Source organism: Streptomyces sp. LUP47B (assembly GCF_001746295.1).
Lineage (GTDB): Bacteria > Actinomycetota > Actinomycetes > Streptomycetales > Streptomycetaceae > Streptomyces.
On sequence record NZ_MJAH01000004.1, the window covers coordinates 287,704 to 311,458 of the forward strand.

General features: G+C 70.7%; 18 protein-coding genes and 1 pseudogene. 7 read left to right on the forward strand and 12 right to left on the reverse strand.

Features of this window, described 5'->3' with window-relative positions:
* Window positions 1-391: 391 nt before the first annotated feature.
* Window positions 392-2,494: an MMPL family transporter gene (locus BFN33_RS14865; protein WP_069760495.1), complete on the reverse strand. Its 2,103-nt coding sequence runs from the start codon at window positions 2,492-2,494 to the stop codon at window positions 392-394.
* Window positions 2,495-2,689: 195 nt separating this feature from the next.
* Here BFN33_RS14865 and BFN33_RS14870 point away from each other — a divergent pair, with 195 nt between their 5' ends.
* On the forward strand, window positions 2,690-3,097 hold the full coding sequence (locus BFN33_RS14870; protein ID WP_069760496.1) for a VOC family protein: 408 nt from the start codon (window positions 2,690-2,692) through the stop codon (window positions 3,095-3,097).
* Between the two features lie 88 nt (window positions 3,098-3,185).
* On the opposite strand, the gene BFN33_RS14875 is transcribed toward BFN33_RS14870, so the two are convergent.
* From BFN33_RS14875 to BFN33_RS14890, 4 genes are all read right to left on the reverse strand, one after another.
* Window positions 3,186-3,854: a response regulator transcription factor gene (locus BFN33_RS14875; RefSeq protein ID WP_069760497.1), complete on the reverse strand. Its 669-nt coding sequence runs from the start codon at window positions 3,852-3,854 to the stop codon at window positions 3,186-3,188.
* A complete protein-coding gene (locus BFN33_RS14880) occupies window positions 3,851-5,047 on the reverse strand; it encodes a sensor histidine kinase (protein ID WP_069760498.1) in 1,197 nt (398 codons plus the stop codon). The genes BFN33_RS14875 and BFN33_RS14880 overlap by 4 nt, the downstream gene beginning before the upstream one ends.
* A gap of 64 nt (window positions 5,048-5,111) precedes the next feature.
* On the reverse strand, window positions 5,112-5,897 hold the full coding sequence (locus BFN33_RS14885) for an IclR family transcriptional regulator (RefSeq protein WP_069760499.1): 786 nt from the start codon (window positions 5,895-5,897) through the stop codon (window positions 5,112-5,114).
* The gene (locus BFN33_RS14890; protein WP_062047896.1) at window positions 5,894-6,313 is read right to left on the reverse strand and encodes a MarR family winged helix-turn-helix transcriptional regulator; all 420 of its coding nucleotides are present in this window, start codon (window positions 6,311-6,313) and stop codon (window positions 5,894-5,896) included. Before BFN33_RS14890 ends, BFN33_RS14885 begins: the two co-directional genes overlap by 4 nt.
* A 198-nt stretch (window positions 6,314-6,511) precedes the next feature.
* Here BFN33_RS14890 and BFN33_RS14895 point away from each other — a divergent pair, with 198 nt between their 5' ends.
* The 4 genes from BFN33_RS14895 to BFN33_RS14910 are packed head-to-tail and all read left to right on the forward strand — an operon-like array spanning window position 6,512 to window position 10,303.
* On the forward strand, window positions 6,512-7,429 hold the full coding sequence (locus tag BFN33_RS14895) for an SDR family NAD(P)-dependent oxidoreductase (protein ID WP_069760500.1): 918 nt from the start codon (window positions 6,512-6,514) through the stop codon (window positions 7,427-7,429).
* A gap of 11 nt (window positions 7,430-7,440) precedes the next feature.
* A complete protein-coding gene (locus BFN33_RS14900; protein ID WP_069760743.1) occupies window positions 7,441-8,316 on the forward strand; it encodes an amidohydrolase family protein in 876 nt (291 codons plus the stop codon).
* An 11-nt stretch (window positions 8,317-8,327) separates the two neighbouring features.
* Window positions 8,328-9,833 carry a long-chain fatty acid--CoA ligase gene (locus BFN33_RS14905; protein WP_069760501.1) on the forward strand — a complete coding sequence of 502 codons (1,506 nt, stop codon included), beginning with the start codon at window positions 8,328-8,330 and terminating at the stop codon, window positions 9,831-9,833.
* A 14-nt stretch (window positions 9,834-9,847) separates the two neighbouring features.
* A complete protein-coding gene (locus BFN33_RS14910; protein ID WP_069760502.1) occupies window positions 9,848-10,303 on the forward strand; it encodes a MaoC family dehydratase in 456 nt (151 codons plus the stop codon).
* Between the two features lie 73 nt (window positions 10,304-10,376).
* Here the strand turns inward: BFN33_RS14910 and BFN33_RS14915 are convergent, their stop codons facing one another.
* The 7 genes and pseudogenes from BFN33_RS14915 to BFN33_RS14945 form a co-directional block, all read right to left on the reverse strand.
* Window positions 10,377-12,050: a PHP domain-containing protein gene (locus BFN33_RS14915; RefSeq protein WP_069760503.1), complete on the reverse strand. Its 1,674-nt coding sequence runs from the start codon at window positions 12,048-12,050 to the stop codon at window positions 10,377-10,379.
* 11 nt (window positions 12,051-12,061) lie between these two features.
* Entirely contained in the window at window positions 12,062-13,885 is a 1,824-nt protein-coding gene (locus BFN33_RS14920; RefSeq protein ID WP_069760504.1) for a LamG-like jellyroll fold domain-containing protein, read from the reverse strand.
* Between the two features lie 39 nt (window positions 13,886-13,924).
* Window positions 13,925-16,849, reverse strand: a complete 2,925-nt coding sequence (locus BFN33_RS14925; RefSeq protein WP_069760505.1) for a glycoside hydrolase family 2 TIM barrel-domain containing protein — start codon at window positions 16,847-16,849, stop codon at window positions 13,925-13,927.
* Complete coding sequence (locus BFN33_RS14930; RefSeq protein ID WP_069760506.1) at window positions 16,846-17,685, reverse strand: carbohydrate ABC transporter permease; 840 nt, start codon at window positions 17,683-17,685, stop codon at window positions 16,846-16,848. The genes BFN33_RS14925 and BFN33_RS14930 overlap by 4 nt, the downstream gene beginning before the upstream one ends.
* A 14-nt stretch (window positions 17,686-17,699) precedes the next feature.
* The gene (locus BFN33_RS14935) at window positions 17,700-18,650 is read right to left on the reverse strand and encodes a carbohydrate ABC transporter permease (RefSeq protein ID WP_069760507.1); all 951 of its coding nucleotides are present in this window, start codon (window positions 18,648-18,650) and stop codon (window positions 17,700-17,702) included.
* Window positions 18,650-19,936, reverse strand: a complete 1,287-nt coding sequence (locus BFN33_RS14940; protein ID WP_069760508.1) for an ABC transporter substrate-binding protein — start codon at window positions 19,934-19,936, stop codon at window positions 18,650-18,652. The genes BFN33_RS14935 and BFN33_RS14940 overlap by 1 nt, the downstream gene beginning before the upstream one ends.
* Window positions 19,937-20,339: 403 nt before the next feature.
* Window positions 20,340-21,344: pseudogene (locus BFN33_RS14945) on the reverse strand (carbohydrate kinase family protein); the annotation flags it as partial.
* 127 nt (window positions 21,345-21,471) lie between these two features.
* Between BFN33_RS14945 and BFN33_RS14950 the strand changes: the two are divergent.
* Complete coding sequence (locus BFN33_RS14950; protein ID WP_069760509.1) at window positions 21,472-22,236, forward strand: DeoR/GlpR family DNA-binding transcription regulator; 765 nt, start codon at window positions 21,472-21,474, stop codon at window positions 22,234-22,236.
* Window positions 22,237-22,384: 148 nt separating this feature from the next.
* A complete protein-coding gene (locus BFN33_RS14955) occupies window positions 22,385-23,722 on the forward strand; it encodes a 6-phospho-beta-glucosidase (protein WP_069760510.1) in 1,338 nt (445 codons plus the stop codon).
* Window positions 23,723-23,755 lie beyond the last annotated feature (33 nt).

Consider the following 23,755-nt stretch of genomic DNA (forward strand, 5'->3'; position numbering starts at 1 on the left):
TATCCACCTTCGCGGGTGCAGCGTGCGCCTCTTACCTGGGTTGATCCTTTGAAACGGTGGGTGACTGTCTGAGATTCCGGTGAGGAGTCGCTGAAGCGGGCACTACGTGGTGGCTGTCGGCCCAGTTCACGCTTGCGGGCCGCGCGGGCCTTGCGGACGAGGGCGGAGTCGTGCCCACGACTGGGCCGCCGAGGTCGCCGCCGGTGCGCGCAGTGCGGGCGCCGCGATCGTCCAGGTGCACAGTCGTCGGGGCCGTCACCCGCATCGCCGGCGACCGGGGCCTCCCCGCGCGCCCGGGTGGCCCGGCCCACGCCACGGTGGTCGCCCCGAGGACGCGCGCGAGGTGCCCGGGCGCTCGGGGCGAGCGCCCGGGCACCGTACGCCGCAGCCGTCAGACCTTCGTCGTCACCGACGGCTCGGCCGTGGCCGCCTCCCGCAGACCGAACCGGTCGTGCACCCCGCGCAGCGGCTGGGGCGCCCACCAGGCGCGCCGGCCGAGCAGCGCCATGGTCGCCGGGACCAGCAGCATCCGTACGACCGTCGCGTCGATCAGCACCGCCAGGGTCAGGCCGAGGCCGATCTGGAGGATGGGGGAGAACCCGCCCGTCATGAAGGCGCCGAACACGACCGCGAGGAGCAGGGCGGCGCAGGTGACGACCCGCCCGGAGCGGCGCAGCCCGGTCACCACGGCCTCGTGCTCGTCCCCGGTGCGCTGCCGGCTCTCCCGCATCCGGGCCAGGATGAACAGCTCGTAGTCCATGGCGAGCCCGAACGCGATCGACACGATCAGCGGCGGTGCGGTCAGGCTCAGCGCGCCCAGCCCCTCGCCGCCGAGCAGCCCGGCCCCGTGGCCGTCCTGGAAGACCCACACCACCACGCCGAGCGCCGCGCCCAGACTGAATAGGGTGGTCGCGATCGTGCGCAGCGGGATCAGCACCGAGCCGGTGAAGGCGAACAGCAGGACGAAGATGCCGGCCAGGACGGTCAGGGCCGCCCAGGGCGCCCGGTCGGCCAGCATCGCGCGGAAGTCGACCAGCCGGGCCGCGACCCCGGTCACCTCGGCGGGCTCGTCGCCGCGCACGTCCCGTACCCGCTCGACGAGGTCGGTGGCCGCCTCGCCGTCCACACTGCCGGGCGGCTGCAGTTCCACGACGGTGTTGCCGCCCGGCAGTTCACTGGACGCGGAGTTCGGGACCAGGGCACGGATGCGGTCGGCGGTCGCGGCGTCGGTGCCGGGCTTCAGGACGACGATCACGGGGGAGACACCGGTGCCCTTCGGGAAGTGCGCGTCGACGGTGTCGTACAACTGCCGTGCCTCGGTGCTGGAGGGCAGCTGCTGCGCGTCGCCGATGGCGATCTTCATGCCGGTCACGGGCAGGGCGAGAAGCAGCAGGGCCGGGACGACGGTGACCAGGACGGCGATCCGGCGGCGTTGCGCGAAGCGGGCGAGGCGGGCGAAGAGCCGGCCCTCCTCGTCCTCGGAGCGCACCTTCGAGGGCCGGATCCTGCCGCCGAACTTCGTGAGCAGCGCGGGCAGCAGCGTGACCGCGGCCAGCATGTCGACGACCACGACGGCGGCGACGGCCAGGCCCATGCTGCGCAGGAACACGCTCGGGAAGACCAGCAGGCCGGTCAGGCTGACGGCCACGGTGAGCCCGGAGAACAGCACGGTCCGTCCGGCCGCGTCGACCGTGCGGTGCACGGCTTCCACCACATCGTCGGTGCGCCGTCGCTCCTCGCGGAAGCGGACCAGCATCAACAGGGCGTAGTCGACGGCGAGTCCGAGACCCAGCATGGTGGTGACCTGGATCGCGTACACCGAGATGTCGGTGACCTGGCTGAAGGCGAACAGTCCCAGGAAGGCACCCGCGATCCCGCTCACGGCGATCACCAGCGGCAGCGCGGCGGCGCGCAGTCCGCCGAACACGACGAGCAGCAGGGCGAGGACGACCGGCAGGGAGATCAACTCGGCGTTCTTCACGTCCTCCTGGGCGCGCTCACCGAGCTGCCGCCCGAGCAGTTCGCCGCCGCTGACGTGGACGTCGGGCGCGTCGATCCGCTTGATGGTCTCGACGGCCGAGTCCGTCGCCGCCTCCTCGGCCTCGTCGCTCAGGCCGCCCTCGAAGGTGACGGGGACGACGAGGGCCCGGCCGTCGCGGGCGGTGAGGCCGGGCGTGGTGTAGGGGTCCGGTACCTCGGCCACCCCGGCGATCTTCCGGACCTCGGCTACGGTTCGCTCCACCTGGGCGCGCAGGGCGGCGTCGGAGACCGGCTCGCCCGCGACGACCGCGGTGACGGACTCGCCGGTCGGGTCCACTCCGGAGAGATAGTCGTCGGCCAGGTCGGACTCGGTGCCGGGCACGTCGGGCACGTCGTCGGAGAGGTCGGCGAAGACGCCCGTCCCGAGGCCGAAGCCCAGCAGCAGGAAGGCGGCCCAGAGGCCGATGACGGTCAGCGGGCGGCGGGTCGCTGCCCGGGCGAGGGTGGAGAGCACGGTCGCCTCCCGGCGAGTTGAGGAGTGATGCCGTCCCCAGGTTCGTGCCGATGGCGTGATCACCGGATCGCCGGGACGGGCGGTTTCCGGGTCTCCGCCGTACGGGTGAGACGGGGTGCTCCCTCACTCCTCGGAGTGAGGAATCCCGGGTACCGGTCGCGGGGTTGACCGGGCAGACACCATCGAGGAGGCCGTATGTCCGAGGTACCAGCCGCCGTCCGTGAACTCCGGCTCGTCGTCACGGCGGAGGACTACGACGAGGCACTGCGCTTCTACCGGGACGTCCTCGGACTGCCCGAACGGGCCGCGTTCTCGTCACCCGACGGGCGGGTCACCATTCTGGAGGCGGGGCGGGCGACACTGGAGCTGACCGACCCGAACCATGCGGCGTTCATCGACGAGGTCGAGGTGGGGCGGCGGGTCGCAGGGCATGTTCGTGTGGCGTTCGAGGTGGACGACTCGGCTCTCACGACAGCCAGGCTGGCCGAGGCCGGGGCCGCGGTGGTCGCCGAGCCGACTCGTACGCCCTGGAACTCTTTGAATTCCAGGTTGGAGGCGCCTGGTTCGCTGCAACTGACACTGTTCACCGAGCTGGGCGAGTAGGAGCGTTTGAACCCGCGGCTGCGTGGGGGCTGGTCGCGCCCACGCGGCGGAGCGGCATATCGATACAGCCCCGCGCCCCTTGGGGCGCCTAGGGCGCCCCCGGCGCCACCAGACCCGTCTCGTACGCGCAGATCACCGCCTGGACCCGGTCCCGCAGGCCCAGCTTGCTCAGGACGTTGCTGACATGGGTCTTCACCGTGTGCTCGCTGACGAACAGCGTCGTCGCGATCTCCGCGTTGGACAGGCCGCGGGCCAGCATCCGCAGGGTCTCCACCTCGCGGGCCGTCAGGACGTCCAGGCGGTCGGGGGTGGCCCCGGTGGCGGCCTCCTCGCGGCGGCGGCGCACGATGTCCGCGACCAGGCGGCGGGTGACGGCCGGCGCGAGCAGGGAGTCGCCGCCCGCGACGACGCGGACCGCGTGCACGAGGTCGTCCCGGCGCACGTCCTTGAGGAGGAAGCCGCTGGCCCCCGCGTAGAGCGCGTCGTACACGTACTCGTCGAGGTCGAACGTGGTCAGCATGACCACCTTGCAGCTCGACTGCGCGCACACGCACCGGGCCGCCTCCAGGCCGTCCATGACCGGCATCCGGATGTCGAGGAGCAGCACGTCGGGGGTGTGCCGGCGCACCGCGTCGACCGCCTCGGCGCCGTCCCCGGCCTCGGCGACCACCTCGATGTCCTGCTGCGCCTCCAGGATCATGGTGAAGCCGCTGCGGACCAGTTCCTGGTCGTCGGCGACGACCACCCGGATGCTCACCCGAGGGCCGCTTCCCGGTCCGCGCCGGCGGGCAGTCGTACGACGACCCGGAAGCCCCCCTCCGGGCCCCTCCCGGTCTCCGCGCTGCCCCCGCAGGCGGTCGCCCGCTCCCTGAGTCCGATCAGCCCGTGCCCGCCGTCCGAGCGGGCCGGACCTCGGCCGTCGTCGGTCACCGTGAGGGTCAACTCGTCCTCCGCCCAGTCGAGTTCCACCTGTGCGGAGGAAGCGTACGCGTGCTTCACCGTGTTGGTCAGGGCTTCCTGCACCGCGCGGTAGGCGGCGACCTCGGTGTCCTGGGGGAGGGGGCGCGGTCGGCCGCGTACGCTCAACTCGACCTGCAGATCCGTCGAGTCGGAGACCTGCCGGATCAGGCCGGGCAGTCCGGCGAGGTCCGGCTGGGGCAGCCTGACGGCACCGCCACGGCGCTCGTCCTCCTTCAACACCCCTAGAATCCGCCGTAGTTGGGACATCGCGTCCCGTCCGCTGGCCGCGATCGCGTCGAACGCCGCCTCGGCGCGGTCCGGATCACTGCGCACCACGACCGGGCCCGCCTCCGCCTGGACGACCATCAGGCTCACCGCGTGCGCGAGGATGTCGTGCATGTCCCGGGCGATCCGGGAGCGTTCCTGGGCGATGGCCCGCGCGGTCTCCGCGGCCCGCTCCCGCTCCAGCCGGCCGGCCCGGTCCTCGACGGCGGCGGTGTACGCGTGCTGGACGCGGGCCAGTACGCCGAGGCCGTAGGCGCAGATCATGCCGGTGAGGTGGAAGGCGTACTCGAAGGGCTCGGAGTGCTCCTTGTGCCGCATGGTCAGTACGGCCCCGAGCAGCCAGCTCGCCAGCATCGTGCGGCGCTGCCAGGGCAGGCCCAGGGCGGCCATCGTGTAGAGGACGACGAAGCCGCCGTAGAGCACGTCGGGCGGCGGTGCGTGGTAGTAGGCCATCGCCGTGGTGGCCGCGGACACCGCCAGGGCGCACGCGTAGGGGGAGCGGCGCCGCCAGACGAGGGGGACGGCGGTGGCGGCCCCCAGCAGCCAGCCCACCAGGCTCAGACGGTCGTCCCCCTCGTCCGGGAACATCCACTGCAGTGACGCGGCGAACAGGACCAGCACGGCGAGCGCGCTGTCGACGACGTACGGGTTCGTCGTCCTCAGACGGGTCACGACGGGGGCGTACCAGGACCGGGCGGCGGACATGAGCGGCTCCTCGGGGCCGGGGCCGGGGCCGTTCCAGTATCACGACGCCGACGCGGCCGGGTCCTCACCGGTGAGAGGGATATCCGGCACCCGAACGGGGCGGGACCGTGGGCTGCCAGCCCAGTGCCCGCGAGATGCCGAGCGCCGCGAGCCGTACCGCGGGGACCAACGCCGGTACCCGGGCGTCGTCCTGGGGCACCACGACCGACACGGCCGCGACCACCGTCCCGTCCGGTCCGCACACGGGGGCGGCCACCGAGAGGGCGTCGTCGGTGACCTGACGGCTGCTCACCGCGACGCCGGTGCGCCGCACTTCGGCCAGCACCCGGCGCAGTCTCGCCGGTTCGGTGATGGTGTACGGCGTGAAGACGGCGAGCGGGGTCGCGCAGTACTCCTCCTGCTCGCGCGGCTCGCAGTGTGCCAGCAGCACCAGCCCGACCCCGGTGGCGTGCAGCGGCCAGCGCGCCCCCACCCTGATGTGCACGCCGACCGAGGAACGCCCCGCGATCCACTCGATGTAGACGACGTCCGAGCCGTCCCGCACCGCCAACTGCACGTTCTCGTGGGTGGCTTCGTAGAGGTCTTCCAGATACGGCAGTGCCAGTTGCCTGAGCGCGACCCCGCGCGGCGCGAGCGCGGCGACCTCCCACAGTCTGAGTCCGACGTGGTAGACGCCGGCGTCGTCCCGCTCCAGCGCGCCCCAGTCGGTCAGCGCGGCCACCAGCCGGTGGGTGGTGGTCAGCGTCAGCCCCGCGCGCCGGCTGATGTCGGTCAGGGACAGCGCCGGATGGCCGTGGTCGAACGCGGCGAGCACGGAGAGCAGCCGGTCCGGCGCGGAACGCGTGGTCATGGCTGGTCGGCGACCCTCAGCAGAAGGGCCTGGAGCGTCTCGCGCTCGGCGGGGTCGAGCGGGGCGAGCAGGTCGTTGGTCACCCGTCGGCCGGCCTCGTCGGTGCCGCGCAGGAAGGCGCGGCCGTCCTCGGTGAGCACGACGGTCTTGCTGCGGCGGTCGTCGGGGGAGGGGCGGCGCTCGGTCAGGCCCAGCTTCTCCAGGTCGTCGACCAGGCCGACGATCGCGCTGGGGTCGTAGCCGAGCCGGGTGCTCAGCTCCCGCTGGAGGGCGCCCGCGGACCCGGCGAGATAGCGCAGCACGGCGTAGTGGCGCAGCCGCAGTCCCGACTCCTGGAGGAACGTGTTGAACAACTGACCCGAGCGCAGGCCCAGGCGGTACAGCAGGTAACCGGTGTCCGCGTGCAGTCCGCGCATCCACGGCTCCTCCGAGTCGATGGGCTTCGGGGTGACGTGCTGGCGTGTGATGGCGGGCTCCTCGGGCTCGGTGTGTCAGGGAGATTCCAGCATGACGCACCCGAAGGTCTCCAACAACTATTGACGTCACCAATTATTGCTCTTAGCTTCGATCTCGTAGCCGCACCCCCGTGCATCCGTTCGTGAAGGGACCCGCTCGTGCCCAGCATCGATCTCTCCGGCAAGGTCGCCGTCGTCACCGGCAGCGGCCGGGGCCTCGGCCTCGCCTATGCGCACGCCCTCGCCGCCCACGGCGCCTCCGTGGTCGTCAACGACGTCGACGAGGCGGTCGCCGACCAGGCCGTGAAGTCCATCGCGGAGGCGGGCGGCACCGCCGTCGCCGAGGTGGTCCCGGTCGGCACCACCGAGGCCGCCGAGCGGCTGGTGAACCGGGCGGTGGAGGAGTTCGGACGGCTCGACATCCTGGTCACCAACGCGGGCATCCTGCGCGACAAGGTGCTGTGGAAGATGACCGACGACGACTTCGACGCGGTGATCACCACCCACCTCAAGGGCACCTTCACCTGCGCCCGCGCCGCCGCGGTCCGGATGCGCGAGCAGGGCGAGGGCGGCTCCCTGATCCTGGTCGGCTCCCCGGCCGGGCAGCGCGGCAACTTCGGGCAGACGAACTACTCCGCCGCCAAGGCCGGCATCGCCGCCTTCGCCCGCACCTGGTCCATGGAACTGGGCCGCGCCGGCATCACCGTCAACGCGATCGTGCCGGTCGCGGCCACCGCGATGACCGAGACCATCCCCGCCTTCGCCCCGTACATCGAGGCCATGAGGAACGGCGAGCCGCTCCCGGACTTCCTCCGCAAGGGCGAGGGCTTCGGCACCCCCGAGGACTGCGCGGCCCTCGTCCCCTTCCTCGCCTCCGAGGCCGCCCGGGGCATCACCGGGCAGGCCATCGGCATCGGCGGCGACAAGGTGGCACTCTGGTCCCACCCGCAGGAGATCAGGGCGGCCTACGCCGACGGCGGCTGGACCCCCGACACCCTGGCCGACGCCTTCCCGACGTCGGTGGGCGCCGAACTCCAGACGGTCGGCATCCCGGCACCGAAGCTTCCGGAGGCGTGATGGACCTCTCCATGAACGTCGACGACCTCGTCGCGATCGACGTCCACACCCATGCGGAGGTGTCCTCCAAGGGCCACTCCTCCCTGGACGACGACCTGCACGACGCGTCCTCGGCCTACTTCAAGGTCGAGGGCAAGCGGAAGCCGACCCTCGAGGAGACCGCCGCCTATTACCGCGAGCGGAAGATGGCCGCCGTGATCTTCACGGTGGACGCGGAGTCCGCGACCGGCACCGCGCCGGTCCCGAACGAGGAGGTCGCCGAGGCGGCCGCCGCCAACGCGGACGTCCTCATCCCCTTCGCGTCCATCGACCCGTTCCGGGGTAAGGCGGGCGTGAAGCAGGCCCGCCGTCTGGTCGAGGAGTACGGGGTGAAGGGCTTCAAGTTCCACCCCAGCATCCAGGGCTTCTTCCCCAACGACCGGTCGGTGGCCTATGCCCTCTACGAGGTCATCGAGGAGACCGGCACCATCGCCCTCTTCCACACCGGCCAGACCGGGATCGGGGCGGGCGTCCCCGGCGGGGGCGGCATCCGCCTGAAGTACTCCAACCCGCTCCACGTGGACGACGTGGCGGCCGATTTCCCGCATCTGAAGATCATCCTGGCGCACCCGTCCTTCCCCTGGCAGGACGAGGCCCTCGCCGTCGCCACCCACAAGCCGGGCGTGCACATCGACCTGTCCGGCTGGTCGCCGAAGTACTTCCCGCCGCAGCTCGTGCAGTACGCGAACACCCTGCTCAAGGACAAGGTCCTCTTCGGCTCCGACTTCCCCGTCCTCACCCCCGACCGCTGGCTCGCCGACTTCGCGAAGCTGTCGATCAAGGACGAGGTGAAGCCGAGGATCCTCAAGGAGAACGCCGCCCGTCTGCTCGGGCTCACCAAGCCATAAAGGGGCCTCAGATGCGCAACGAGGGACTGGGCTCATGGCCCGCACGCCGGGCCCGCAAGACCCCGCACCGCACCGCCCTGATCCACGGCGACACCACGTTCACGTACGCCGCACTGCACACCCGCGTCACGCGCCTCGCGCACGCCCTGCGCGCCCGGGGCATCCGGCGCGGCGACCGCGTCGCCTACCTCGGCCCGAACCACCCCTCCTACCTGGAGACACTGTTCGCGGCCGGCTCCCTGGGCGCGGTCTTCGTCCCCCTCAACACCCGCCTCGCCGGACCGGAGATCGGCTACCAGCTCTCCGACTCCGGGGCCAGGGCACTGGTCTACGGCCCCTCGCACGCGGGGCTCGTCGCCGGACTGCCGGGCAGCACCGACGTCCGTACCTACGTCGAAGTCGGCGCCGAATACGAGCGGTTGCTCGCCGAGTCGGCGCAGGAACCGATCGACGAGCCGGTCACCGCCGACGACACCTGCATCATCATGTACACCTCGGGCACGACCGGCCGCCCCAAGGGCGCCATGCTCACCCATGGCAACCTGACCTGGAACGCGATCAACGTCCTCGTCGACACCGACCTGATCGCCGACGAACGCGCCCTGGTCTCCGCACCGTTGTTCCACACGGCCGGCCTGAACATGCTGACGCTGCCCGTGCTGCTGAAGGGCGGCACCTGCGTCCTGGTCGAGGCCTTCGAGCCGAACGCGACCTTCGACCTGATCGAACAGCACCGGATCACCTTCATGTTCGGGGTCCCGACGATGTTCGAGCAGGTGGCGAGGCACCCGCGCTGGGCGGACGCGGACCTGTCCTCCCTGCGGATCCTGACCTGCGGCGGCTCCCCGGTGTCGAGCCCCCTGATCGCCGCGTACCAGGAGCGCGGGCTCACCTTCCTCCAGGGCTACGGCATGACCGAGGCCTCGCCCGGCACCCTGTTCCTGGACGCCGAGCACGCCATCGGCAAGGCGGGTTCGGCGGGCGTGCCGCACTTCTTCAGCGATGTCCGGGTGGTACGGCCGGACCTGGCGCCCGTCGACGTCGGCGAGACCGGCGAGGTCGTGCTCCGGGGGCCGCACGTCATGCCCGGCTACTGGGGGCTGCCCGAGGAGACCGCCGCCTCCTTCGCGGACGGCTGGTTCCGCAGCGGGGACGCGGCCCGCGTCGACGAGGACGGCTACGTCTTCATCGTCGACCGCATCAAGGACATGATCATCTCCGGCGGCGAGAACATCTACCCCGCCGAGATCGAGGACCTGCTCCTCGGCCATCCGGACATCGCCGAGTGCGCGGTCATCGGTGTCCCGGACGACAAGTGGGGCGAGGTGCCGCGGGCGGTCGTCGTGCCGCGCGAGGGCAGCGCGCCCGACCCGGACGAGGTCCTGGCCTCCCTGGCCGGACGGCTCGCCAAGTACAAGATCCCCAAGTCGGTGGTGATCGCGGACGGACTCCCGCGCACCGCCTCCGGAAAGCTCCTCAAGTCCCGGGTGCGCAAGCGCTTCGGCTCCAACTCTTAGGTAAGGACAGCTACATGAGCGTCACCGTCAACGGCCTCGACGAACTGAAGAAGCTCGCCGGCAGCGACCTCGGCACCAGTGAGTGGATCGAGGTCACCCAGGAGCGCGTCAACACGTTCGCCGACGCCACGGGCGACCACCAGTGGATCCACGTGGACCCCGAGAAGGCGGCGGCGGGCCCCTTCGGCGCACCGATCGCGCACGGCTACCTCACCCTCTCGCTGTTCATCCCGCTCTTCACCGAGCTGCTGGACGTCCAGGGCGTCACCACCAAGGTCAACTACGGCCTGAACAAGGTCCGTTTCCCCTCGCCGGTGAAGGTGGGCGCGCGCATCCGCCTCGTCGCCAAGCTCACGGACGTCGAGGAGGTGCCCGGCGGTGTGCAGGTCACCGTCGACGGGGCGATCGAGATCGAGGGCGGGGCCAAGCCGGCCGCGGTGCTGCAGAGTCTGTCGCGGTTCTACGCCTGACGGCAGGAGTACACGGCCGTCGACAGAGCGCACACCCCGGGCGGGATCGTCTCCGCCCGGAGTGTGCCCGTGATCAGCTACCCGCCACGTCCACGAAGACGGGGTTGGAGTAGAACCACGTGTCCGCCCACGGGTCACCGTTCCCGGGCTCGTGCGGAATCGGACCGTGCGGGTCGACCGAGGCGCCGAGATACCCCGCACCGTGCCGCTTGCCGTCGCTGCCGCGCAGCCGGACGTAGAAGGACTCGTCCCCGGCGGTCAGCGGGATGCGCAGGGTGTACGTCCCCTTCCGGCCGGACACGTCCTTCGTCTGTACGACCCTGGTGTCGGGAGCCTTCCAGCCGTCCCGGTCGCTCACCGGACCCCGTACCGCGCCCCGGATCACGTCCACGTGCGCCAGCTCCGGCAGGATCCCCTGCGGGTTGGCCCGGGAGGCGCTGGTGACGGTGACGTACAGCGTGATCCTCTCGCCCTTGCGGACCCGCAGCCGCCCGCCCAGCGTGACCCCGCGTCCCGGGTCGCAGTCCCGCTTCACCCGGACGTCGAGCCCGTCGAGCAGATGCCCGTGGTCCACCCAGACCCGGCCCGCGCGCAGGCCCGCCATCACCGCGCGGTAGCCGTAGCGGGTCACGCCGACGTGGGTGCGGCTGAACTCGCCCGGCCAGAAGTCGCTGCCGGGCTGCGGGGTGTCGGTGTTCACCGGGTCGGGCAGCCTGCCGGTGTTGTCGAAGTTCTGGCCGGCCGGCCAGTCGCCGTTCTTCCATGTGTCGAAGACCGTGCGGTGGTTGTCGGAGTTCGTGGTGATCGAGAACAGGCTGCCTTCCGCCAGCATCGAGTCCCACAGCCCGCCGACGGTCGCCGTCGCCCAGTCGAAGCCGCCGTACGTCAGATACGCGTCCGTCGGATAGCCCGACCACGACTGCGCCGACGGCTTGTTCTCGTACTCGCCGCGGATCGAGGTGGCCCCGCGCCAGCCGGGGAGCGCCGCGCCCTGGGCGCCCGGTGCGCCCTCCATGCCGATCATGATCTCGGGGGCCGCGTCCCGCCAGCCCCGCATCTCGTGCGGGGAGTCGATGCCGAGCCGCAGCGGGTGGTTGGCGAGCACGAGGACGTCGTCGACGTAGCCCGAACGGCGCTGCTCCGCCAGCCACTTGATCGCCTTGACGGCGTGGGCCTCGTTGCGCGCGGTGTCGGCGGCGCCCGCGGATCCCTCCGTGTAGCCCAGGAGCTTGCCGTCGTAGGCGAGCTCGAACTGTGTGAGCAGGTCGGTCTCGTGCGGGCCGGGGGCCGCGAACACCGTGCAGTGCTCGGCGGCCGGGATGTACCACTCCAGGCCCTGAAAGATCAGCTGGCGCGGGTTCTCCGCACGGGCCTTGACGATCTCCGCGTGCTCCAGCTCGGCGCCGTAGTAGGCGTGTCCGAAGTTGGAGTGCTCGTTGAACACCATCCAGTCGAGGCCGTACCGGGCGGCGGCCTGCGCCTGCTGGGAGAACGTGTACTTCGCGTCGTGGCTGTACACGGAGTGGACGTGGTGGTCGCCCACCAGATAGGCGAGGCGCGGGTCGTCGCCCCCGAAACCCCGCTTCTCGGAGGAGGCGAAGGCGGGGGTCGCCGCCGAGCCGAGGGCGAACGCGGCGCCGAACAGGCCGGCGCGGCGCAGGAGCCCGCGTCTCGACACGCCTTGTGCGTCGAGGTCGGCGGGTTTGACGGTGGGGTCGGCCCAGGAGGGCAGTCGCTGCTCGTTCATGGTGATTCCCGTCAGTGAGTCATGAAGGAGGAGACGGGCAGGGCGCGTCCGACGATCCGGACGTCACCGAGGCGGCCGTGCAGGATCTGGTCGATCTTGTCGGCGTACTCGTAGCCGCCGAGCAGCCAGGGCAGCCCGGCCGAGGCGATGCCGACGGCGGGGGCGTGCGGGTTGCGGGCGACGGGGCAGCCCTGGACGTACAGAATCGTGTGCCGCCCGTCGTTGACCACGGCCACGTGCCACCACGTCTCGCGGGCGGTCTCGTCACCCCAGTTGGTGGCGAGCTGCTGCTGGTTGAGCGGATGCACCGCCCACTGCGGGCCCGGTCCGTCGGAGAGGGACAGCGTGGCCAGCGGTTCGTCCGGGTCGTCGGTGACCGTGCCGACGGAGCCGTTGCGGCCGGTGCGGCTGACGAGGCCGGACCAGGCGTTGTGCGAGGCGTCCCAGTCCGCGGGGACCCAGTAGAACGCCTCGATGGTGTAACCGTCCTTGAACGTGGCCGAGTTGAGCGGAGCCCCGTCGACGGTCCGCAGATACGCGCCCTTCAGCGGTGACTTGTAGCCCTGGAACTCCAGGCTGCCGTGGCCCGGCTGGTCGGGGTGGTGGTCGGCCGACCAGCCGAGGGAGCCGCCGCCCACCGAGACCACGGTGAGGTCGTTGCCGTGCCCGGACAGGTCACGGACGGTGCCGGAGACGGGCGAGTCGAAGCGCCAGTAGGCGGCCGTGTCCCGGATCAGCATCTTCGACGCGGGCCGCGCCGCACGCGCGGGCTGCGGATCGAAGCCGGCGAACCGCGAGGCGAAGTCGATGTCGACGGAGAACCGGTCGGCTTCGCCGCTGAGTTCGATCTCCTGCCGTTCCAGCTCGTTGAGCCCCTTCGAGGCCCGACCCAGGATCCACGGGGAGACCGTCTCCACGTCGATCACGTCACGGTCGAGGTCGAAGCGGTACAGGCGGATCATGGCGGCGCCGCCGAAGTACCGGTTCTGGTAGTTCGTCAGATGCAGGTGGACGTCGTTGCCCACGGTGTTCTTGAGGGTCGCCCGCCCGGCCGGCCAGTAGTGCCCGTTGAGGGTCAGGAAGATCTGGTCGTGGTCCTTGACCAGCCGGTCCCACAGCTGCTGACCGTAGTCCGAGAGGGTGTCGTCCTCGACGACCAGCTCGTGCGTGGTCAGGACGACCGGCGTCCTCGGGTGGGCGGCCAGGACGCTCTTCGCCCAGGCGTACCCCTGGTCCGACAGACGCCAGTCCAGGGCGAGGACCATCCACTCGCGGCCCGCGGCCTCGAAGACGTGGTACGTGTTGTAGCCGTCGGCGGAGGCACCCCCGAAGGTTCTGTGACCCTTGAACCGGTCGGGCCCGAAGACGTCCAGGTACGGCGTCGCACCGCGCTGGTCGGTGGTGGAGGACTTCACGTCGTGGTTGCCCGCGAGGACGCTGTAGCCGACACCCCGGCGGTCGAGCAGCTCGAACGCCTCGCCGATCGCGGCGAACTCGGGTGCCGCGCCGTTCTGCGTGAGGTCGCCGAGGTGGGACAGGAAGACGATGTTCTCGTCCTTCCCGTGCTCCAGCAGATACCGCAGTGCGGCCTCGACGGGAGCCTTGTCGATGCTCGGCCCGTCGAAGAGGTACTGCGTGTCGGGCATGACGGCGAGCGTGAACCGCCGGCTGCGGGTGTCGGGACGATACCCGGACACCGCGGCCTCGGCCACGGTCGGCAGGGCGACGCCCGCCGTGGCGGCCGCGCCCAGCAGTGCCGTCGCCCGCAGGAAACTGCGCCGTCCGGCACCGGCCTGGGCGGCCTCGCCCTGATCGTGCTCATGCGAAGTGCACACGTGTGCTCCATTGCAGGGGAAGTGAAGAAGAAGGGGGAGTCAGAGGGCGCGCAGAGTCCAGCTCCAGCGATGGACGCCCGGCGCGACGAGATAGGAGGCGGTGGTGTCCGGTCCGCAGGAGGCGGTGCCGAGGCCGCGGTGGGCCGCGTCGATGTGCACGACACAGCCCGCCCGCGGGACGAGTTCGTCGTGGTGGGTGGCGCCGGTGAGGTCCGCGGCGCGGTACCGGCTCACACCGACCTGGCGCGGTTCGTCCAGGACGACCTCGAGGCCGGTGGCGTCCGGCGCGGAGAGCGTGAAGTGCCGTACGCCGTGCCGGCCGCCGCTCTCCTGCGGGCGCAGATAGGGGGTGAACAGTTCGTCCACGGGCACCGAGTGATGGCCGACGGGCGCTCCGAAGGCGCGGTCCGGGTACGACTCCCAGGGTCCCTGTCCGTACCACTCCATCAGGTCGAGCCCGGCGACCGTCTCGAAGACGGAGCCGACCCGCGCCACGTCGACGAGTTCGTCCGGCAGCTCGGCCGACTCCGCGACGTGGATTCCGCCCTCGACCGCGGTGAGGACCTGCAGATGGCGGACGACACCGGCCTCGGAGGCGTACTCGGCGTGAACGGTGACCTGTCCGGGGCTCAGGCGTACGTCGGCGACCTTGCGCACCAGGGCGTCGAGCCCCCAGTCACGCCAGCGCGGTGCCATGCCGCCGAGCTCGTCGTTGTCGGTGGGCGCCCGCCACAGGGAGAGCGTGGGTGCGGAGGTGAGCAGGGGGTGGACCAGGAGACCGTCGTCGTCCACCTTGACGGAACGGTTCTTCACCCTCACCTGGGACTGCGGAACCGCCTCACGCAGCCGCACCTGCGGCACGCACACCACCGTCCCGCGCGGCGCCCAGGGCTCGTCCCCGGCGGTCGTCACCCTGAGTGTCAGCCATGCCTCGCCGCCCTCCTCGGGCAGCTCGAACGGCAGTGGTACCGCTGCCGTCTCGCCGGGCCGCAGATCGGGCAGTTCGGCGGACGCGGTCAGGGTGCGTCCGTCGGCGAGCGAGAGCTCCCACTCGCCGGTCAGCCAGGCCAGGCCCCGGAAGTGCTGGTGGTTGCCGAGCACGATGCCCTCGTGCCGGAAGCACTCGATGCGCACCGGCGCCGCGATCTCCCGGTGCTCGTACATCACCGGCTTGGGCGTGCGGTCGGGGAAGACCACACCGTCCGCGATGAAGGCGCCGTCGTGGAGGAGTTCGCCGAAGTCGCCGCCGTACGCCCAGCGGTGGCCGGGTGCGGCGACACCGTTGTCATAGAGCCCGACGCCCCCACGTCCGACCGGTCTGCCGTCGTTCACACGTTGCAGAATGCCGTGGTCCCAGAACTCCCAGATGAACCCGCCCTGAAGACCTGGCGTTGACTCGATGGCGGCCCAATGGTCCGCGAGCGTGCCGTTGCTGTTGCCCATGGCATGGGAGTACTCGCACCAGATCAGGGGCTTGGTCTGGCGCCCGGAGAGCGCGTGCTCCACACACTCCTCCAGCGAGGCGTACATCGGGCAGGCGATGTCGGTCGCGTCACCGGTCGCCGCCCAGTCGAGCTTGGCCGCCCCCTCGTACTGGATCGGCCGCGTCGGATCGTGCCGGCGCACCCACCCGGCGGCCGCGTCGTGGTTCGCCCCGTAGTCCGACTCGTTGCCCAGCGACCAGATGACGACCGACGGATGGTTCTTGTCCCGCAGCACCATCCGCGAGACCCGGTCCACGAAGGCGTTCAGATAGCGCGGGTCGTCGGCGATCTCGTGGGCGTGGTCGTGGGATTCGATGTCCGCCTCGTCGACGACGTAGAAACCGAGTTCGTCCGCGAGGTCGTAGAGGGCGGGATCGCCCGGGTAGTGGGAGGTGCGGATCGCGTTGAACCCGAAGCGCTTGAGCGTGATCAGGTCCGCGCGCATGTCGTCGTACGACACCGTCCGCCCGGTCAGCGGGTGGAAGTCGTGCCGGTTCACGCCCCGGACGAAGATCCGCTCGCCGTTGACCAGCAGGTCCCGGCCGGTGATCTCGACGTCCCGGAAGCCGGTCCGGTGCCGTGAGGTGTCGGCGACCGTGCCGTCGGCGCGGTGCAGCCGTACGGTGAGCGAGTACAGCTCGGGGGTCTCGGCGTTCCAGGTGCGGACGCCCTGCACGACGGTCCGCAGCCGGGCCTCGCCGAGGAAGTCGGAGACCCGCTCGTCCTCGGCGTTGAACCGGTCGAACTCCGCGTCCTGGGTGAGCAGTTGCCCCTCCAGCTCGCCGCTGACGTACCACCCCTCGGGCAGTGCGCCGGCCGCGTCCCGCACCCGGCAGTCCACCCGCAGCTCGCCGCTGTGGGACGCCCGCACGGTCACGTCCGCCAGATGCAGCGGATCCGTCGCGTACAGCAGCACGGACCGCGTGATCCCGCCGTGCCACCACTGGTCCTGGTCCTCGATGTGCGAGGCGTCCGACCACTTGACCACCGTCAGCCGTACGACGCTCCGCGCGCCGGCGCGCACATGTGGCGTCAGATCGAACTCGGCCGCCAGATGGGAGTCCTTGGAGACGCCGACGGGCCGCCCGTCCACGTGCACGAGGAGCACGCTCTCGGCGGCCCCGACCTGGAGCACGATCCGGCGTCCGGCCCACTCGGCGGGCACGTCCACCTCGCGCTCGTACAAGCCCGTGGGGTTGGCCGCGGGGGAGTGGGGCGGGTACTCGGGGAACGGCATCCGCACGTTCGTGTACTGCGGCAGGTCGTCGGTGCCCTGCACGGTCCAGGCCCCCGGCACGTAGGCCGAGGACCAGGAGCCGCCGACCGGCGCGTCCGGAGCGGGCAGCAACTGGAAGCGCCAGTCGCCGTCCAGGGGGAGTTCTCCGGAGCGCCGGTCGACGGCGTTCATGGGCAGCCTCCGCCAGGAGGTCACCTCAGGTGCCTCCCAGGGGCGCAAGGAGTTCAGGGGATCGTCCGTCATCCGCGCACGGCCCCCTTGGCGAGGTCACCGATGATCTGCTTGGCGCCGATGGCGAACACGATCAGCAGCGGGACGAGGGCGAGCAGGGCACCGGTCATCACGATGCCGTAGTCGGTCGTGCCGTGGGTGCCGTTGAGCTGGGACAGCGCGACCTGGAGGGTCACGTTGTCGGGGTTGGTGAGGGCGATCAGGGGCCAGGCGAAGTCGTTCCACTGGCCCATGAAGGTGAAGATGCCGAGGAAGGCCAGACCGGGGCGGACCACCGGCAGCGCCACGTGCCAGTACTGGCGGAGGAAGTTCGCGCCGTCCAGCTTGGAGGCGTCGAGCAGCTCGTCGTGGATGGCGGACTTCATGTACTGGCGCATCCAGAAGATGCCGAAGGCGTTGGCCGCGGCCGGCACGATCAGCGCGGTCATCGAGCCGATCCAGCCGATCTTCGCCATGATCACGAACTGCGGGATGACCGAGAGCTGCGCCGGCACCATGAAGATGACCATGAGCAGTCCGAACAGCACGTTCTTGCCCGGGAACTCGAACTTGGCGAAGACGAAGGCCGCGAGCGAGTCGAAGAGCAGGACGAGGAAGGTCACCGACACCGCGACCAGCAGCGAGTTCCACATCGATCCGAAGAAGTCGATGGCGTCGAAGAGGTTGCGGACGTTCTCCAGGAAGTGCGTGCCCGGCAGCAGCTTCGGCGGGTAGGAGAAGATCTCCGTCGAGCTGTGCGTCGACATGATCACGGCCCAGTAGAACGGGAAGGCCGAGAGCACGGTGCCGATGATCAGCGGGAGGTGCAGCGCGATCCCTCTGCGGAGGGATCCCTTGATGGCAGCCATGATGCGCGCCCTTCCTAGTCGCCGCGGCGCTGCACGAGGCGCCAGTTGATGATCGAGAAGAGGACGACGACGAGGAAGATGCCCCACGCCACCGCGGCGCCGTACCCGAAGTCGTTGTTGTCGAAGGTCTGCTGGAAGAAGTAGAGGACCATCGTCTGGCCCGAGTGGCCCGGACCGCCCGCGAACGTCGAGTCGTTGGACGAGGTCTGGAGCAGGACCTGTGGTTCGGAGAAGCTCTGCAGACCGGTGACCGTCGAGACGACGAGCACGAACAGCAGCGTGGGCCGCAGCAGGGGCAGCGTGATGCGGAAGAACGTCTGGACCGGGCCGGCGCCGTCCATGCGCGCCGCCTCGTACAGCTCGCCCGGGACGGTCTGGAGCCCGGCGAGGAAGATGATGGCGTTGTAGCCGGTCCACTGCCAGGTCATCAGGGCGGCGATGGTGACCTTGATGCCCCATGGCGTGTTCAGCCACGCGACCTGGTCGATCCCGACCGCGTGCAGGACGGCGTTCACCATGCCGGCGTTGGTGGAGAAGATCGAGCCGAAGACGATGGCGATCGCGACGACGGAGGTGACGTTCGGCAGGAAGTACGCGACGCGGTACAGGCCCTTGAACCGGACCGCCGAGTTGAGCATCACGGCCGTGACCATCGCCAGGAAGATCATGGGGAAGGTGGCCAGCGCCCAGATGATGATCGTGTTGCCGATCGAGTTCCAGAAGTCGCCGTCGCTCAGCAGGTACTGGTACTGCGAGAGCCCGGCCCACTCCATCGAGCCGAGGCCGTCCCAGCGGTGGAAGGACAGGTAGAGCGAGAAGCCGACCGGGAACAGGCCGAAGCCGAGGAAGATCAGATAGAAGGGGGAGATGGCGGCGTAGAGGTGCCAGTATTTGCGCAGGCCCTTCTTGGGCCGCGTGGGCGAGGGCTGGGCCACAGCGGGCGGAGTCTGCTCGAGGACGGCCATCAGTAGCTCACCCCCAGGTGCTTCGCGATGCGACGGCACTTGCTCATGGCGTCACTCCAGGCCTTCTTGGGGTCCTTGCCGAGGACGCCGACGTTCTTGATCTCGTCCTTGATGGGCTGCCCGAGCGCCACGTCGAACGGGCTGTTGTAGGCGACCACGATCTTCTGCGCGGCCGGCCCGAAGATGTCGGTCGTGACCTGGCCGCCGAAGAAGGGGTCGGGCTCCTGCATCTGCTTGAGGCCGTACGAGGCGGGCGTGGAGGGGAAGAGGCCCGCGTCGACGTAACCCTGCGCCTGGTTGGACGCGTTGAGGATCCAGGTGATGATCTCGAAGGCCTGCTCGGGGTCCCGGCACGCCTTGGTGATCGACAGGAACGAGCCGCCGTTGTTGGCGGGGCTCACGGGCATCTGCGCCACCCGCCACCTGCCCTTGGTCTTCGGCACGCCGCTCTTGATGTCGAAGCTGGCCCAGGAGGCGTTCAGCTGACTCGGCAGCTTGCCCTCCTGGATGGCCGACAACTGGTCCGGAGTACCGCTGACCAGGTCCGAGACGATCTTCCGCTGCTTGGCCTCCACGGCGAGCGCCCAGGCCCGGCGTACGTGTTCCTGGTCGCCGATGAAGTGGCGGTCCTTGTCGACGTACCGCTTCGCGCCCTGCTGCACGACGTTCTCGAAGACGGAGTTGATGTCGGTGAGGAGCTTGGCCCCCGAAACACGCTTGCCCAGCTGCACGCCCGCGTCGAAGAAGCTCTCCCAGGTGTTCAGCTGCTTCGACACGTCGTCGGGTTCGTACGGCAGTCCCGCTTTGCGGAAGACCTCGTACTGGTAGTAGTGCGCGACCGGCCCGCAGTCGATCGGGAAGCCGACCATCGTGCCGTCGTCGGCGATGCCCTGGTCCCACTTCCAGGACAGGTACTGGCTCCTGTACTTCTCCGCCCCCAGCGTCCGCAGGTCGATGAACTGGTCCGCGTTCGGCAGGTAGGCGGCCATGTCCTCGCCCTTGAGCCCCGCGATGTCGGGGATGTGGGCCCGGCCGGTGATGGTGGTGATGAGCTTGGAGCGGTACTGGCCGCCGATCTGGATGGCGTCCAGGCTCACGGAGCTGTCGTAGCGGGCCCTGGCGTTCTTCACGACGGTGTCGCTCAGACCGCCGCTCCAGTACCACAGGACCATGTTCCGGCCGGTCGAACCGGTCGGGACGGCACAGCCGGTGGCCAGGCCGCCGAGTGCCGTGGCGGCTGTACCGCCCAGGCCGGCGCGGAGCAGGCCTCTTCGTGAGAGCCGCACAGCTCCCACCGCCTTTCGGATCTTTTCGGGACGTGCATGGGGGAGGGCTTGCGTGGGAGTTGCGGGGTCAGTGCTGCCGTGCGGCGTCGGACGGGGGGACGGGGGAGTGCGCGGACTGCGGGGTGTCCGGGGAGGCCGGGGAGATCGGCGGGTGCTCGGCCGACGGGGTCTTCGAGGTGCCCGGGGCCTGCTCGGCCGGCGGGGTGTCCGGGGCCTGCTCCGCCGACGGGATGTTTGGGGAGGTCAGGGCGTGCTCGGTCGGCGGGGTGTCCGGGGAGGTCGGCGGGTGTTCGGCCGGCGGGGTCTTCGAGGTGCCCGGGGCGTGCTCGGCCGACCGGGTCCTCGGGGTGCCCGGCGCGTGCTCGGACCCTGGAGCCACCGGCGCGAGGAGTGCCGGCCGGACCGGCGGGGTGACCGGCGCGTAGTGGACCGGGGGGCCCGCGTCCGCCGGGATCCGGTCGGCCAGGAATCCGTACGCCCGCTTCAGGTCGGGGTCCGTCAGCGAGCGCCACCACCGGTCCACCCCGTACCAGCCCGGGGCGGCCAGGGCCCCGCCGTGATGCCGTACGGAAAGACCCGCGGCGAGGACGGCGAACCGCAGCCGTTCCTCCAGCGGCCAGCCGCCGAGCGAGGCCGCGACGAAGCTCGCGCCGAACACGTCACCCGCGCCCGTGGCGTCGAGGACGTCGACGGCCAGGGCCGGCACGTCCGCGTACTCGCCGGTGATCTGGTCGACGGCGACCGCGCCGTCCCCGCCCCGCGTGACCACGGCCACCGGCACCAGCTCGGAGAGCGTGCCGAGGGCCGCCACCGCGCTGTCGGTGCGGGTGTAGGCCATCGCCTCGGTCTCGTTGGGAAGGAAGGCGTGGCACAGGGCCAGCTGGTCGAGGAGGTCGGTGGACCACACCTGGGTGGGGTCCCAGCCGACGTCCGCGTAGATCTGCGTGCCGCTCGCGGCGGCCTTGGAGAGCCAGGCGCGCGGCTCGGCCTCCAGGTGCACCAGGGCGGTGCGGGCCTCGGGCGGGTCGCCCATCAGCGCGTCCTGGGAGTACGGCGGTTCCTGGCCGTGGGTGACCAGTGCCCGGTCGTCACCGTGGGCGAGGGCGACGGTGACGGGGGTGTGCCAGCCGTCCGCGACGCGTGAGAGCGAGAGGTCGACGCCCTCCTGACCCGCGAGGATCTCCTGGCAGTAGGCGCCGTAGAAGTCGTCGCCGAAGACCGTGGCCAGGGAGGTGCGCAGGCCGAAGCGGGACGCGGCGACCGCCAGGTTGGCGATGCCGCCGGGGCCGCAGCCCATGCCGGCCGTCCAGATCTCCTCGCCCGGCGTGGGCGGCTTTCCCAGGCCCGTCAGGACGAGGTCGTAGAAGAGCAGCCCGGTGAGCAGCACCTCGGGCCGGTCGTCGTCCACGTGAGCGCCTCTCGTCAAAACACGTCAATTTCGATGACGGGAATCGTGCGCCGCTCGGCGAGATTGGTCAATACCCAAGCAGAACTGAGCATAGAAATGATTGAAGATGACGAGTAGTGTTCACGGCGTGCTGGCTGAACGACGACACCAACTCATCCTGCGGGCCCTGCGCTCAGGCGGTCCCGCGGCCGTGACGGATCTCTCCGAGCAACTCGGTGTGAGCCCCGCCACCATCCGGCGTGATCTCGTCAAGCTGGAGGAGGACGGGCTGCTCACCCGGGTCCATGGCGGCGCGCGCGCCGAGGAGGGCGACCAGCCCTTCGCTGAGGTCGCCGAGGTCCGGGTGGCGGAGAAGGACGCCATAGCCGCCCGGGCGGCCGCGCTGATCGCCGACGGCCAGTCCGTGCTGCTCGACATCGGCACCACCGCGTACCGCCTGGCCCGGCAGCTGCACGGCCGCCGGCTCACCGTGATCACCAGCAACCTGGTGGTCTACGAGGAGCTCGCCGACGACGAGGGCATCGAGCTGGTGCTGCTCGGCGGCATGGTCCGCCGCGAGTACCGCTCCCTGGTCGGTTTCCTCACCGAGGACAACCTCCGCCAGCTGCACGCCGACTGGCTCTTCCTCGGCACCAGTGGAGTGCGCCCCGGTGGGCAGGTGATGGACACGACGGTCGTCGAGGTGCCGGTCAAGCGGGCCATGATCAAGGCGAGCGAGAGGACCGTCCTGCTCGCCGACACGGCCAAGTTCCCGGGCACGGGCATGGCGAAGGTCTGCGGCCCGGAGGACCTGGACGTGGTGGTGACGAACGCGCCGGTCGACGTCGCGACGCGGGCCGCCTTCGAGGAGGCCGGAGTCGAGGTCGTGGTGGCGGGAAAGGCTCAGACGTGAAGCCTGTCCCCTCGGCACCGGTCGGGTCGACACCGGCCCGGGGGCTTGGAACAAGTGCAAGGAGACAGCGCGTGACCGGTTCTCGCGACGCGCTGTGCGGAGATCATTCGTCCCAGCCTGAACGCCGGGGCAGCTTTGGAGGAACCCGGTGAAACTGACGATTCTTGGCGGCGGCGGCTTCCGGGTCCCGCTCGTGTACGGCGCGCTGCTCACCGACCGGGCCGAGGGCCGGGTGACCGAGGTGGTCCTGCACGACCTGGACGCGGGCCGGCTCTCCGCGGTCGGCCGGGTCCTCGCCGAACAGGCGGCCACCGTCCCCGACGCCCCCACGGTGACCACCACGACCGACCTCGACGAGGCCCTGCGCGGTGCCGACTTCGTCTTCTCGGCGATCCGCGTCGGCGGTCTGGAGGGCCGTGCCGACGACGAGCGGGTGGCCCTCGCGGAGGGCGTCCTCGGCCAGGAGACGGTCGGCGCGGGCGGCATCGCCTACGGCCTGCGCACGGTCCCGGTGGCCGTGGACATCGCCCGGCGCGTGGCCCGCCTCGCCCCCGACGCCTGGGTCATCAACTTCACCAACCCGGCGGGCCTGGTCACCGAGGCCATGTCCCGCCACCTCGGCGACCGTGTCATCGGCATCTGCGACTCCCCGGTCGGCCTCGGCCGCCGTATCGCGCGCGTGCTCGGCGCCAATCCCAACGAGGCCTGGATCGACTACGTCGGCCTCAACCACCTCGGCTGGGTCCGCGGTCTGACGATCGCCGGCCGGGACGAGCTGCCCCGGCTGCTAGCCGACCCCGATCTGCTCGGCTCCTTCGAGGAGGGCAAGCTCTTCGGCGTCGACTGGCTCCAGTCCCTCGGCGCGATCCCCAACGAGTACCTGCACTACTACTACTTCAACCGCGAGGCCGTCCGCGCCTACCAGCACGCCGAGAAGACCCGCGGCGCCTTCCTCGCCGACCAGCAGGCGCGGTTCTACGACGAGGTCGGCGCTCCCGGCGCGAAGGCGCTGGACGTCTGGGACCGCACGCGCGCCGAGCGCGAGGCCACCTACATGTCCGAGAACCGGGAGACGGCCGGTGCCGGAGAACGCGACGCCGACGATCTCTCCGGCGGCTACGAGAAGGTCGCCCTCGCCCTGATGCGGGCCATCGCCCGCGACGAGCGCACCACGCTGATCCTCAACGTCCGCAACCAGGGCACGCTGTCCGTGCTCGACCACGATGCCGTCATCGAGGTGCCCTGCCTCGTCGACGCCAACGGCGCCCACCCGGTCTCCGTCGCACCGCTGCCCGACCACGCCACCGGACTGGTCTGCTCGGTCAAGGCGGTCGAGCGGGAGGTGCTGGCCGCCGCCGAGTCCGCCTCGCGCGCGACCGCGGTGAAGGCCTTCGCGCTGCACCCCCTTGTCGACTCCGTCAATGTGGCCCGCAAGCTGGTCGAGGGCTACACCTCGGTGCATCCCGGGCTCGCGTACCTTAAGTAGCGTCCATTTCTTAGAAAGCGCTTTCCCTACGCC

Bases quoted from the DNA above. Each gene is read 5' to 3' on its own strand.
- BFN33_RS14930 (WP_069760506.1), bottom strand. From the start codon at position 17,685: ATGGCTGCCATCAAGGGATCCCTCCGCAGAGGGATCGCGCTGCACCTC.
- BFN33_RS14885 (WP_069760499.1), bottom strand. From the start codon at position 5,897: ATGACCACGCGTTCCGCGCCGGACCGGCTGCTCTCCGTGCTCGCCGCG.
- BFN33_RS14890 (WP_062047896.1), bottom strand. From the start codon at position 6,313: ATGCGCGGACTGCACGCGGACACCGGTTACCTGCTGTACCGCCTGGGC.
- BFN33_RS14925 (WP_069760505.1), bottom strand. From the start codon at position 16,849: ATGACGGACGATCCCCTGAACTCCTTGCGCCCCTGGGAGGCACCTGAG.
- BFN33_RS14880 (WP_069760498.1), bottom strand. From the start codon at position 5,047: ATGTCCGCCGCCCGGTCCTGGTACGCCCCCGTCGTGACCCGTCTGAGG.
- BFN33_RS14935 (WP_069760507.1), bottom strand. From the start codon at position 18,650: ATGGCCGTCCTCGAGCAGACTCCGCCCGCTGTGGCCCAGCCCTCGCCC.
- BFN33_RS14900 (WP_069760743.1), top strand. From the start codon at position 7,441: ATGAACGTCGACGACCTCGTCGCGATCGACGTCCACACCCATGCGGAG.
- BFN33_RS14910 (WP_069760502.1), top strand. From the start codon at position 9,848: ATGAGCGTCACCGTCAACGGCCTCGACGAACTGAAGAAGCTCGCCGGC.
- BFN33_RS14905 (WP_069760501.1), top strand. From the start codon at position 8,328: ATGCGCAACGAGGGACTGGGCTCATGGCCCGCACGCCGGGCCCGCAAG.
- BFN33_RS14915 (WP_069760503.1), bottom strand. From the start codon at position 12,050: ATGAACGAGCAGCGACTGCCCTCCTGGGCCGACCCCACCGTCAAACCC.
- BFN33_RS14870 (WP_069760496.1), top strand. From the start codon at position 2,690: ATGTCCGAGGTACCAGCCGCCGTCCGTGAACTCCGGCTCGTCGTCACG.